This window comes from Marinobacter sp. B-12 (genome assembly GCF_056857915.1).
Genome location: NZ_JBSXOB010000065.1, coordinates 57,464 through 69,977, shown reverse-complemented (window position 1 = coordinate 69,977; position 12,514 = coordinate 57,464). Strand labels below are relative to the sequence as shown.

The window sequence follows — 12,514 nt, the reverse complement described above, 5'->3', positions numbered from 1 at the left end:
CCTTCGAGCTCCAGTTGATCGTGTACCGTCAGGTTAAAGGGCGCTGCAGGTTTGGGCACAGTGGAAACCTATTCTTGTTGATCGATAGGCTTACATTGTAACCGATATCAGTCAGCGAATTAACCGCACGGAACACTAGCCCCACGGCAACGAACAGTGCGATGAAGCCCAGGGTTGCCCCGGTTACGAAGATCAGCCCCCGGGAAACCGGATAGCGGGTGCCACTGCTCAGACAAACAAGGTTGACCGGCCCTGGGGAAATGGACGCCGCCAACGCAAACGCGGACATGGGCAGAATCAGGGAAAGGCTCATGGATGGTATTCTCCGTTCAGGTTATGAGCGGAGTTTGCCCTGAACGCCGAAGCGGGTATTGAACAGAATTGCGGTTCTCTAGTACGGAATAAATTCCGCCTCGTCCCCAACTACCTTATCAAACCGCCCTGCCCGCCAATCGTCCTTGGCCTGTTCGATTCGTTCTTTCCGGGACGATACAAAGTTCCACTCGATAAACCGGCGGCCTACCGGTTCTCCGCCGATAACGGCAATACGAGTGTCTTCACTGGCGGTCACCGATGCGCCAGGTTGCTGCGAAAACACCGTCATGCTGTGAGTTGGAAGTTCCACGCCGTGGGCGGTCAGGGCACCCTGGGCAACGTAAACGGCACGTTCCTGCACATCGGGCAATTCCAGGCTCTGGCCCGCCGTGAGAGTGGCTTCCAGGTAGAGGGTGTCACTGAACCGGCGTACCGGTGACGCTACCCCGTAGGCATTGCCGATCATCACTCGCACAGGCACACCGTGAACGTCTAACGAGGGAATATCATCGCTTGGATAATGGTGGAACGCAGGGTCGGTTTCTTCGTGCTCTTCCGGCAGTGCCAGCCAGAGCTGAAGACCGTGAAGCCGGTGATCTTCCACCGTGATCGCAGCGCGTTCGCGTTCAGAATGGGTGATGCCACGGCCAGCCACCATCAGGTTGATATCACCCGGGCGGATCGGCTGCAGGCTACCGACAGAGTCCCGATGCAAAATCTCACCCTCGAACAGGTAGGTCACCGTCGCAATACCGATGTGTGGATGGGGGCGAACGTTGATACCCTGCCCCGCTGCAAAATCCGCCGGCCCCATTTCGTCAAAGAAAATCCAGGGGCCAACCATTTTCCGTTTTGCGGTTGGCAACAGGCGACGCACGGAGAATCCCCCCAGGTCTGTTATACGGGGGCTCAGTATGGTTTCAATCGCGCTGCAGGGTGCAGTTATGGCATCACAAACCTGTTCTGCAGACTCCAGTACATTACTCACGGCACCGCTCCTATGCGTCTGTTCCGGAATATCCACATTGCCCCGAATATCTGAGATGTTCAACTATCCAATACAGCTACGGATGTATTTGTTAATCTCAACGTGTCTACAATCGCTAGGACAGGGGTAACTGGCCCGCCACGGCCACCATGCACAAAGTCGCACCGAAGATGGAACAGGCATTTTACCGCGACCACCTTGAGGCGGCTGGTATCCACTTGTGATTACTGAACCGTATAGGAAACCCGCCAGGTTTCGCTGGCAGAATTCAGATCGGGAGTGCTGCGTTATTCGTCCAGATTAATGCAGCGCTATCACTCACCAATGTATTTCTGAGCCGCCTATGACGACCGCTACCTGGTTTCTATTACTGGGCGCACTCCTTCTGTTAGTAGGCTTTACTTCGTCCTACATTAAAAACGGGCCTGCCACGTCAGCCATTGTGTACCTGCTGGTCGGTTTTATCGTTGGCCCGATGGGCTTTGGCCTGTTTCATTTCAACCCACTTGAAGAATCGGCACTGCTGGAACTGCTCACAGAAATCGCCGTGTTGATTTCGCTGTATTGCGCTGGCGTGAAAATGCCCGCTCCGGTGACCTTCAGGCGCTGGCGCTACCCCCTGAGACTGGCGGTCGTGTCGATGTCGCTAACCGTGGGTATTGTGTCGCTGTTCGGATACTTCTGGCTCGCCCTACCCCTTGGTGCCGCCGTACTGCTTGGTGCGGTGGTGGCCCCCACCGATCCGGTACTTGCCACCGAAGTACAGGTTCGACATGCCGATGATCCTGACCGGCTGCGGTTTGCATTAACCAGCGAAGCGGGAATGAACGACGGTAGCGCCTTTCCTTTCGTGATGCTGGGGCTCGGACTGTTAGGTTTGCATGATCTGGGCGATGTCGGGTGGCGTTGGTTCGCGGTTGACGTTGTATGGGCCAGCGGCGCGGGAATCGTCATCGGTATTGTGGCCGGCTGCCTGGTCGGTTGGCTGGTTCAGAAACTGCGCTCCACGTTCACCCAGTCCGAGTTTCTCGAAAGCTTCCTTGGGCTGGGCCTGATTGCGTTTGCCTATGGCGTCAGTCTTCTGGTCAATGCCTGGGGATTTCTGGCGGTGTTCAGCGCGGCAGTGGCATTGCGGCATACCGAGCTGAAGCTGGCCGGCCTTAAACAGTCCTACTCGGATACAACATCCGGAGAAAGCTATCCGGGCGAGGCACCGAAAGCCATCGCCCATGTGCATCAAAGCTCCCTGATATTCAACGAACATCTGGAGAGGCTGGCCGAAATCGTTCTGGTTCTGCTGATTGGCGGCTCCCTGTTCTGGGATTCATGGAGCTGGCGCGCGGTTGGTTTCGCCGCCTTTCTGTTCTTCGTCGCCCGCCCCATCAGTGTTCACCTCGGCCTGCTCGGCAGCAAGGCGCCAATCAGGTTGCGAAATCTCGCGGGTTGGTTCGGTGTGCGGGGCATTGGTTCTCTCTACTATCTGATGTACGCCATCCAACATGGACTGCCAGAAGACATCGCCCTGGAGTTGATTCACCTGACCCTGGTGGTGGTTGCCTTGTCGATCCTTATTCATGGCGTAAGCGTTAAACCCGCCATTGCTCGCTTCTGGCGGGCGCGTAAATCAATGCACTAAAACGTCCGTGTCCGCGAGCGAGGCCGAAAATACACGTCGACTAGCGAAGCAGGGGCAACAGCGTGTTTTGCCAGATCGACGTCTGGTATTGCTCACGAAACCAGCCAAGGTGGCCAATGCGGCTTTCGCCAACATCCTTCGGATCAATCCGGTGCATGGTGACAGCCGCCTGAGTGTAGAAACTGTGCAGCGAATCGACGTTACGTCGGGACATCATCTCGTCGTCGGTAAAAGCCACGGCCGATATCGGCACCTGCACCGCAGCGAACTGTTCCCGTAATGCCTGGCCTTCTTTACCCACCGCGTATTCCGGGTTGAGGCACCATTGCCGCCACTGGCGTATCACATTGGGTGGTAGGTTACCCACGATGTTCAGGCGCTTACCGGGGAAATAGCCAAACATCCGCACGCTGACAGGCGCCATGAAATACCACAGAAACCAGGCAATGCGTTTGGTAGGCGGTGAGTTCTCACGCCAATAACCGCTGCCACAGGCAACGGTGACCGCGTGATCCAGCTCGTTTACATTGGGTGTCATGCCCAGCAACTGCCCACCAACGCTGTGACCAATCCATTGAAGGCGCTGCCCTGGATAATGCTGCCGGGCGAAGTCTATAACCGCCCGGCAATCCTCGCTCCCCCACTCCGTCACGTTGACCGGGCAGTCCCGCAGATGGCCTTGCAGGGAGGCGCCCATACCGGAATAGTCGAAGGTTATGGCGGTAAAGCCCTGGCGGCTCAGGTAACGCGCGAATTTCTCATAGCAATGCTGCCCTACCCCCATGGCGCCAGCGACGATGACGACCGAACTGGACTGATCCGCAGGAAATACCCGGAGGTGGATTCGATGACCGCCCGGTGTCGTGACTGGCACATCCTGTCTACTCGTTGGGGGTAATGAAGACTCCCTGGCACTCATAATGATTCTCCTGGTAACTTGTCTAACAACCTTTACGGACGTCAGAAATCGTTGGCGAGATAGTTGAGGAACTTGAGGATGACGGTCACTTCTTCATCACTAAAACCGTCGGTCATGCGGTTGTTCAATTCCGTGATAAGCGGTTTGGCGCTCTCGATCTTCTCGCGCCCGACATCGGTGAGATACAAACGGGATGCGCGGCCATCCCTGTCGCAGGTTCGCCTCTCCAACAGGCCCTTGCTCTCCATCCGCCCAGCCAGCCCCGTCAACGCGGAACTGTTCAAATGAAGGCTGTGGGCGAGATCTTTCAACAGACATCCTTCGTCGCCGGCAACGAGCAACAGCGCCCCCACCTGGGTTACCGAAATTCCCAGCGCGTCTTCGTTGCGCTGGTCAGCGTGTTTGTATACCCGATGGCGGGCCTTGTTGAGCAGATAGAAAAAACGTTTGTCCATTTGTCAGCCAGTTATTTCACATGTGAATCAAATATACTGCACATGTGAAGTAACTGACAAGACTCTCAATTCGGCGTTGGACATTCGGCGCGATCAATTCCTATACTCGAGGTCCATTCCGCAGGAAATCTTTCTTTATGCGCGTTTTCGCCAACCCCGTCGGTTCCGGCTCTCTCTGGTTTGACAATCTTGCCACGGCTGATGGTACCCCGGTGGCCTACGACCCCCAGGCACGAGCTTTTTTGCCGATGCCGCCCTTTTGCGCTAACAGGGATGTGATTGGCTGCAACTGGATTGCACCAGAGCAAGGTGCCTTCTGCCGTGCCTGTGCCATGACGGCCCTGGCACCAGACCCGTCCATCGCCAACGCCATCCCCAACTGGGCGCAAACCGAGGCCGCCAAACGCTGGGTGATCGACAATCTTGGGCGCTGGCATTGGTTTCGCCCGGAAGACCCTGGCGCTCGGCCGGTGTTCCATATGCTTGCAGAGGGCCCCACTCCCGTACCAATGGGCCACGCCCAGGGCGTTGTCACCATCAGCGTGGCGGAGGCAGACCCGGTACTACGCACCACCCGCAGGGAGGCGCTGGAAGAGCCCTACAGAACGATGATTGGCCACATGCGACATGAGATTGCCCACATGCTGTGGTGGCGCCTGAGTCTGCGTGAGGACTTCCTGGATGCGTTCCGGGCGATGTTTGGCGACGAACGTATCAGCTATCCCGGAGCGCTTCAGCATCACTACGAAAATGGTCCGCCCCAGGACTGGAAGCTGTACTACCTTACCAGCTATGCCTCAGCTCATCCCCACGAAGACTGGGCCGAGACGGCCGCGCACCTGCTTCACCTGACGGATCTGACCGACAGTTTTGTGGCCTCCGGCTTAACCTCTCCGGAGGTGCCAGACCGGAACTGGGATCCCTATTCGGAACCCGATGCCCAGCGACTGATCCATATCGCCGCGTCCATCGCCATGGGCGTGAACCACGTAAACCGGTCGATGGGCCTGTCGGACCTGTATCCCTTTGTTCTGTCGGATTTTGCGCGCCACAAGCTGGCGTTCGTGCACGACTGGCTCAGACGTGGAGCGCAGGGGCTCTAGCGTCGCGCCACTTTATCGGCCGCCACATCCGCGGCCGATCAGTTATCGTCCTGCTCTCTGACTTTCCCTTCACGGATGTTTTCCCTGGCTTCCTGAACCTCTTCTCCGTCGGCTTCGGGAACGTCGTGCTCATCCTTACGTGAGGGACGAAAACACAGGGTTGTCAGTATGGGGAAGTGATCTGATCCGAAAGCCTCCAGGCGACGGAGCTGTTTGAGGGTAAAATGCTCCGTGGTGAATACATGATCCAGAGGCCAGCGGAGATACCAACGCTCCGCATGGAAGGTATTAAACGTGCCCCGGCCACGCCTCGGGTCCAGCATACCGCTGATACGACAAAATAAGCGGGTGGTTCTGGACCAGGCAACATCGTTCAGGTCACCGGCAACGATGGCGGGGTAACCATCCTTGTCAACCTCCCGCCCTACCAGTAGCAGTTCAGCGTCCCGCCAGATGGATTCCTCGCTTTCACTCGGCGCAGGCGGACGTGGATGAAGAGCATGAAAGCGTACCCTGTCACCACTGGGCAACTTCAACCAGCCATGGATGGAAGGGATATCATCCTGGATAAGGTACTTTACCTCTGCCTCTTCCAGAGGCAGGCGGGAGTATAGATGCATCCCGTAAAGGTTGTCCTGCGGTATACGAATGACCGTATGCCTGTCTCCCAACTCGGCATCCAGTTGCTCACCCCACCATTGGTCTGATTCAAGAGTCAGCAACATATCCGGCTGCCAATCCCGTACCTGTTGAAGCAGGCCTTCGCTGTTGCGATTGGGGGTTAGTACATTCGCAACCATTAACGTAACGCAGCGATCCGCATTTCCCGGCTCGGCAACCTGAACCTGCAGGGGCCAAAACCGCGTCCAGGGCAGGATTCGGTACAACTGCAACACCAGTACGAGCCCACAGAGTGCGATCACCCATAACCGTAATTCACCGTCCCCGAACACCAAAGCTGCCGCCGCAGTCACGGCAACAAGCGTGGCTATCTGAACACGGGGAAACTCACAGGCACGTACCCACCAGTCGTGAAGCCGCACCCTTCCGAGTACGGTGACGGTGAAAAGCACCAGTGCTATCGCTAATAATGTGTAGGTAATCAAACGGTCCTCCTGAACGTTGCCGACTTGTCAACCTACACAACAAAACCAACAGATGCACAGGATCCCTCCCCTGCATCCGTCGGCAAGTTACAACACTTACGACAGATCGAAACGATCAGCGTTCATCACTTTGTTCCAGGCCGCCACGAAGTCCTTCACAAACTTCTCCTTGGCGTCACCCTGGGCGTACACCTCCGAAATTGCACGAAGCTGGGAATTCGAGCCAAAGATCAGGTCCACCCGGGTGCCTGTCCACTTAACATCACCAGACTTGCGGTCCCGGCCTTCAAACACGTCTGCATCAGCCGACGTAGGCTTCCACTCGGTGTTGAGGTCGGTCAGGTTCACGAAGAAATCGTTCGTGAGCTTGCCTGGCGAGTTGGTCAGCACGCCGTGTTTGGACTGCTTGTAGTTCGCACCCAGTACACGCAGGCCGCCCACCAAAACCGCCATCTGCGGAGCGCTCAGATTCAGCAACTGAGCCTTGTCGATCAACATTTCCTCGTCGGAAACGGTGAACGCCGCGCGGCGATAGTTGCGGAAGCCGTCCGCTTCGGGCTTGAGCCAGTCAAAGGCTTCAACGTCCGTCTGGTCATCGGTGGCATCGGTGCGTCCGGGTGAGAACGGCACGTCAATGCTTTGGCCCGCATCCTTGGCAGCCTTCTCAACGGCGGCGTTACCGCCGAGCACGATAAGGTCAGCCAGGGACACCTTCTTGTTGCCTGACTGGGCATCGTTAAAGGACTTCTGGATGCCCTCGAGAGCCTGAAGCACCTTCGCCAGTTGCTGCGGTTCGTTCACCTCCCAGTCTTTCTGGGGAGCAAGGCGAATGCGGGCGCCGTTGGCCCCACCGCGCAGATCGGAGCCACGGAACGTCGACGCGGCAGACCACGCTGTGTAAACCAGCTCGGATACCGACAGGCCGGCTCCCAGAATCTTGCTCTTAAGGTCAGCAATGTCCTGGCCATTGATCAGTTCGTGGTCGACCTCCGGCACAGGATCCTGCCAGATCAGGTCCTCGGCCGGCACTTCCGGGCCAAGATAGCGGGCTTTCGGGCCCATATCGCGGTGCGTGAGCTTGAACCAGGCACGGGCGAAGGCATCTGCAAACTCTTCCGGGTTCTTATGGAAGTGTTCGCAAATCTTACGGTACTCCGGGTCCTGCTTCATCGCCATATCGGCGGTGGACATCATGATCGGAACCCGCTTGGACAGATCTTCCGGATCAGGTGCCATGTCCTTCTCGGTTAATCCTTTTGGCTGCCACTGCTGGGCACCGGCCGGGCTTTTGGTCAGTTCCCATTCGTAACCAAATAGCACCTCAAAATAGCTCATGTCCCACTTGGTGGGGGTGGGTGTCCAAGCGCCCTCGAGACCACTGGTGATAGCATCACGACCCTTGCCGCTGCCATGGCTACTCTTCCAGCCCAGTCCCATCTCTTCTATTGGCGCTGCTTCCGGCTCTGGACCGACTTTGTCGGGATCACCAGCGCCGTGGGTCTTACCAAACGTATGACCGCCAGCCGTCAGGGCCGCTGTTTCATAGTCATTCATCGCCATTCGAGCAAAGGTTTCGCGAATATCACGCGCCGATGCCAGCGGGTCGGGATTGCCATCCGGGCCTTCCGGGTTCACGTAGATCAACCCCATCTGTACCGCAGCTAGTGGATTCTCCAGATCGCGATCGCCGGAATAACGGCTGTTCGGCTTGTCACTGGTGGCCAGCCATTCCCTTTCCGCACCCCAGTATATGTCTTCCTCGGGCTGGAAAATGTCCTCGCGACCGCCAGCAAATCCAAAGGTCTTGAAGCCCATGGACTCGAGGGACACGTTGCCGGTAAGTACAAACAAGTCGGCCCAGGACAGCTTGTTGCCGTACTTCTGCTTGACAGGCCATAGCAGGCGGCGGGCCTTGTCCAGGTTGCCGTTATCAGGCCAGCTGTTGATGGGCGCAAAACGCTGGTTGCCGGTACCGGCACCACCGCGACCATCACCGGTTCGATAGGTACCGGCGCTGTGCCATGCCATACGGATCATGAACGGACCGTAATGGCCATAATCGGCGGGCCACCAGTCCTGTGAGTCTTTCAGTACGGTTTCTATGTCTTTCTTGACCGCAGGCAGATCAAGTTTCTTGAATTCTTCCGCGTAGTTGAAGTCTTCCCCCAACGGGTTCGACTTGGGGTTGTGCTGGTGCAAAATACCGAGGTTCAGTTGGTTCGGCCACCAATCGTGCACACCCGGGCCTTCATCCTGCAGTTTTGTGCGGGCCCCGTGCATCACCGGGCATTTACCTTCGTTTCCGCTCATATCACTCTCTCCTTGGGTTGCTACCATCTCTTTCGTTGTTTCATTGATCGTTGCTGCATTGATCATTGTTGCACTGACAAACGGAACCAATCAGCTACCAATCTAGTCAATGTACTCCCATTTTTCACTATTAACGCAGGTTGTTTTTTCGTACCAATATAATAGTTTTTGTTTATCGTAATATCTCCCGCGAGTTACCGGTTGATAACTGTGATCTGGTTGCTGAAGATCTATACTGAACACTCATAGTTAGAAACTAAAGTTTGAAACGTTCACTGGCATAGCGACGGGAGTTTTGGATGAACACTCAGGAACAGCTTGAAAGCACCATCCGTGAACTGGTCTGCGAAGGTAAGGGCATTCTGGCGGCGGACGAGAGCAACCCAACCATCGCCAAACGGTTCAAGGCGGTTGGTGTAGAGTCCACCGAAGAAAACCGACGACACTACCGCAACCTGATTCTGGGTGCGCCGGGGCTGGGAGAGTATGTCAGTGGCGTGATTCTGTTCGAGGAAACCCTGCGGCAGCACGCGGACGATGGCGCCAGCCTCCCTTCGATAGCTGCAAAACAGGGCATTGTGCCCGGCATTAAGGTTGATAAGGGCAAGGGCCCGATGGTTAATGCCCCCGGGGATGAGATTACCGAGGGCCTGGATGGATTGGCCCAGCGGCTTGAAGACTACAAGCAACTTGGTGCGCGGTTTGCCAAGTGGCGGAACGTCTACCACATCACCGATACCAACCCCAGCCGCGCCGCCATTGAGGCAAATGCGGAGGTACTGGCACGCTACGCCGCCATCTGCCAGTCCTGCGGAGTGGTGCCCATCGTGGAACCGGAAGTTCTGATTGATGGCGACCATAGCATCGAGCGTAGCGCGGATGTGAATGAGGCCGTTATCAACGAGGTATTTCAGGCTCTGCGGCGCCATCACGTTGAGCTTGAGACTATGATTCTCAAACCCAGCATGGTCACTCCCGGCAACGCCAATGGCCAGAAGGCAAGCCCGGAGGACGTGGCAAAACACACCTTGAGAGTGTTCCGGCGTGTGGTGCCGGCAGCGGTACCCGGCATCAACTTCCTGTCCGGTGGCCAGACACCGGCGGAAGCGACCCTGAACCTGAACGCCATGAACAGTGGCCCGGCCCTGCCCTGGACGCTCAGTTTTTCCTACGGGCGGGCACTTCAGGAGCCGGCCCAGAAAGCCTGGGCGGGTATTTCCTCCAACCGCGAAGCCGCCCAGGCGGCAATGGTTAAGCGTGCCAAGCTGAACAGCCTGGCCGCCCTGGGGCAGTATTCGTCGGAAATGGAGGGCTGACCGCTACGGCCAGCCTTCCTATCAACAACCATCGGTGCAATTGGCGGAGCCATCAAAGCTCATGGTTTTTCCGCTCAAGGGAACGTGAACGGGCACTGAGGACAGGCTGATAAACTGCCTGGTGCGCGTTCCGTCCCGGACTATGCCCTCCTGCGTGGCGGCTTCATTGGCGTGGGATGCAATCACTGCGTTTGGCTGTATCAGGTCATTCACCACGTAGGCCGCCTCTTCCGGGCCCGTGGTGTAGGTGTCACCGATGTTGAGAACGACGAGACCGGCACCATAGTGGTCTTTGACAACCAGTTTCTGCTCAGCGGTGATACCGGTATCGCCGGACAGGTAAACCACCAGGCCATTGGTGAACGTGAGCACGTAGCCGGTGGGCGGCCCGACACTGGCGCCAACGCCCGCCGCTTTCAGGTATTCCGCCAGCGGACCGGTGAGAAAACTCGGCGACAAGCCGTTGCTGTGCACGGCGGGCACGGTCGTGATGGCCACACCGCCCACCACCCGTTCAGCCCCGAACCTCACCAACAGGGAGTCCTCTGGATTACCCTCCACGCTTTTGAGCTTGCTGGCAAAAAAGGCCGGCATTTCGCTCCCCGTTACGATCTTTGCCGTTTTGGCGGCGGCAATGTTCACGGAATTGGACTCGGGAAGCACCACCACCGGAACCTCCGGCCCACCACAGCTGCCCTGATTGACATCGCGGATATGGCGATCTCCCACATGGTCGCCATGGACGTGGGATACCAGCACCACATCAATGTTGCCTAATCGCGGATCATCGGCACCAGCGACGGTTCGACCGGCGTCATAGAGAATACGGGTGCCATTGGGGTCTTCAAAAATAAGCGCCCGGTCCATGGCGCAGAATTCGCCATCATGGCTCCCAAGCGGGGTAACCTTGACGGACTCGGCGGCAACCGACAACGATACGGCGCTTGCCAGAAAGGCAGCAACCAGGCTCTTGCAGGCGTTGTTCATTTCTCCCTCCCCACGCTTTTTGGCGGTACCATGGCCAATACGATGGACACGTCACTCCATAGCAGTGTAGTTGGAGAATGGGATTCCTGAGTGGTAAAAGTGAATAGATCTATGCGGCTTCGGTAACCGGGACAGGCTGTTTCAGGCAGGCCAGCATGGGTGCCACATCACGGATTCTTCTGGCTTCGGGCCATAACCTCTGGGCCTCCGCGTAGCCGCCACGCAGATAGTTCAGCCATTGTTTGATACGGCCGGTCACGAACCTGTCTTCAAGACGTTCCTGCAGCGCAACGGCGTAGCCTTCTACCAGCCTGACCACCTCGGGCCAGGTCATATCCGCCACCGATTCCTTGAGTTGGCTGGCACGAATCCGCCGTGCCAGATCTGGCCGGGCGATCAGCCCACGTCCAATCATCACATCGTCACAGCCGGAGACCTCTCGGCAACGCCAGTAATCCGCCACGGTCCAGATCTCGCCGTTGGCGATCACATGGGCATCGACCGCTTCCCTGACCCTCGCCACGTCTTCCCAATAGGCCGGCGGTTTGTAGCCGTCCACCTTGCTGCGGGCGTGAACCACGATTTCAGACGCGCCGGCCGCTTCCAGGGCCTGACCACAGGCAACGCCCATCGAACGGTCATCGTAGCCCAGACGCATTTTCGCAGTCACCGGCACATGGGCAGGCACGGCAGCACGAACCGCCTCCGTAATCTGTTGCATCAACTCGGGCTCTCGCATGAGCACACAACCACCCTTGTGTTTGTTCACAGTCTTCGCGGGGCAACCGAAATTGATATCAACCTGTGTTGCGCCCAACTCCACCGCCTTGGCGCCATGCCGGCCCATCTGGACGGGGTCTGAGCCCAATAGCTGAACAGCCACCGGCACGCCAACCCGGGTTTCGCATCCGTTGTGCAGTTCCGGGGCGTACTTGTAGAAAATACGGGGCGGCAGCATGCCCTGCGTCACGCGAATAAATTCTGTTACGCACCGGTCGATGCCACCAACGGCTGTCAGTGTCTCTCGAATAGGTGCATCAACCAGCCCTTCCATTGGGGCAAGGATTATTCGCATCAGGGCTCCACGAATTGTTCAAGGAATAAACGGGTGGGAATTGTAGAGAAGTTTCAGGGGCGTTGGTAGGCCGGAATTACAGGCGCTCCACGCTGACGAACTTGCCCTGGTCGTCAAACAGGATACGGAAACTGCCCTGGACACCGTCGCGAAGGTAAAATCGGGAGAGAATACGGGCCGGGAAGCGGACGGAGCGCCCGTCCCGGGCCGTGGTGTGAACGTCCGTCGCCGAACCCTGATAGAGCTTGATCCACTCATCAGGGCTGATATTGACGTCCACGATAATCTGCTGCATCAGGCGGCC

Annotated in this window: 11 protein-coding genes and 1 pseudogene; 3 read left to right on the top strand and 9 right to left on the bottom strand. The window is 57.3% G+C overall.

Annotated elements, in window-relative coordinates; all coding sequences use genetic code 11:
* Positions 1 to 136: 136 nt before the first annotated feature.
* Together AC13D2_RS20975 and AC13D2_RS20970 are read right to left on the bottom strand one after the other, a co-directional pair.
* Positions 137 to 313 (bottom strand): annotated as a pseudogene (locus AC13D2_RS20975) (LysE family translocator); the annotation flags it as partial.
* Positions 314 to 391: 78 nt separating this feature from the next.
* A complete protein-coding gene (locus tag AC13D2_RS20970) occupies positions 392 to 1,303 on the bottom strand; it encodes a pirin family protein (protein ID WP_292046145.1) in 912 nt (303 codons plus the stop codon).
* 343 nt (positions 1,304 to 1,646) lie between these two features.
* Here AC13D2_RS20970 and AC13D2_RS20965 point away from each other — a divergent pair, with 343 nt between their 5' ends.
* Positions 1,647 to 2,939 carry a cation:proton antiporter gene (locus tag AC13D2_RS20965; RefSeq protein WP_292046147.1) on the top strand — a complete coding sequence of 431 codons (1,293 nt, stop codon included), beginning with the start codon at positions 1,647 to 1,649 and terminating at the stop codon, positions 2,937 to 2,939.
* Between the two features lie 40 nt (positions 2,940 to 2,979).
* Here AC13D2_RS20965 and AC13D2_RS20960 read toward each other — a convergent pair whose 3' ends face one another.
* Positions 2,980 to 3,858 carry an alpha/beta hydrolase family protein gene (locus AC13D2_RS20960; RefSeq protein WP_292046150.1) on the bottom strand — a complete coding sequence of 293 codons (879 nt, stop codon included), beginning with the start codon at positions 3,856 to 3,858 and terminating at the stop codon, positions 2,980 to 2,982.
* Between the two features lie 41 nt (positions 3,859 to 3,899).
* A complete protein-coding gene (locus AC13D2_RS20955; protein ID WP_482939114.1) occupies positions 3,900 to 4,313 on the bottom strand; it encodes a MarR family winged helix-turn-helix transcriptional regulator in 414 nt (137 codons plus the stop codon).
* A gap of 137 nt (positions 4,314 to 4,450) precedes the next feature.
* Here AC13D2_RS20955 and AC13D2_RS20950 point away from each other — a divergent pair, with 137 nt between their 5' ends.
* Positions 4,451 to 5,416: a zinc-binding metallopeptidase family protein gene (locus AC13D2_RS20950; protein WP_292046154.1), complete on the top strand. Its 966-nt coding sequence runs from the start codon at positions 4,451 to 4,453 to the stop codon at positions 5,414 to 5,416.
* Positions 5,417 to 5,454: 38 nt separating this feature from the next.
* Here AC13D2_RS20950 and AC13D2_RS20945 read toward each other — a convergent pair whose 3' ends face one another.
* Entirely contained in the window at positions 5,455 to 6,522 is a 1,068-nt protein-coding gene (locus AC13D2_RS20945) for an endonuclease/exonuclease/phosphatase family protein (RefSeq protein ID WP_292046155.1), read from the bottom strand.
* A gap of 96 nt (positions 6,523 to 6,618) precedes the next feature.
* Entirely contained in the window at positions 6,619 to 8,832 is a 2,214-nt protein-coding gene (gene katG / locus AC13D2_RS20940) for a catalase/peroxidase HPI (protein ID WP_300496808.1), read from the bottom strand.
* Between the two features lie 299 nt (positions 8,833 to 9,131).
* On the opposite strand from katG, the gene AC13D2_RS20935 reads away from it, so the two are divergent.
* The gene (locus tag AC13D2_RS20935; protein ID WP_300496805.1) at positions 9,132 to 10,148 is read left to right on the top strand and encodes a class I fructose-bisphosphate aldolase; all 1,017 of its coding nucleotides are present in this window, start codon (positions 9,132 to 9,134) and stop codon (positions 10,146 to 10,148) included.
* A 21-nt stretch (positions 10,149 to 10,169) separates the two neighbouring features.
* Here the strand turns inward: AC13D2_RS20935 and AC13D2_RS20930 are convergent, their stop codons facing one another.
* The 3 genes from AC13D2_RS20930 to AC13D2_RS20920 all read right to left on the bottom strand — a co-directional run bounded on the left by AC13D2_RS20930 (position 10,170) and on the right by AC13D2_RS20920 (position 12,505).
* Positions 10,170 to 11,135, bottom strand: a complete 966-nt coding sequence (locus AC13D2_RS20930; RefSeq protein ID WP_292046160.1) for an MBL fold metallo-hydrolase — start codon at positions 11,133 to 11,135, stop codon at positions 10,170 to 10,172.
* Between the two features lie 109 nt (positions 11,136 to 11,244).
* Entirely contained in the window at positions 11,245 to 12,210 is a 966-nt protein-coding gene (locus tag AC13D2_RS20925; protein ID WP_300496802.1) for a tRNA dihydrouridine synthase, read from the bottom strand.
* Between the two features lie 76 nt (positions 12,211 to 12,286).
* Positions 12,287 to 12,505 (bottom strand): DUF2835 domain-containing protein, encoded by a 219-nt coding sequence (locus tag AC13D2_RS20920; RefSeq protein ID WP_300496799.1) that lies wholly within the window; start codon positions 12,503 to 12,505, stop codon positions 12,287 to 12,289.
* Positions 12,506 to 12,514: the final 9 nt, after the last annotated feature.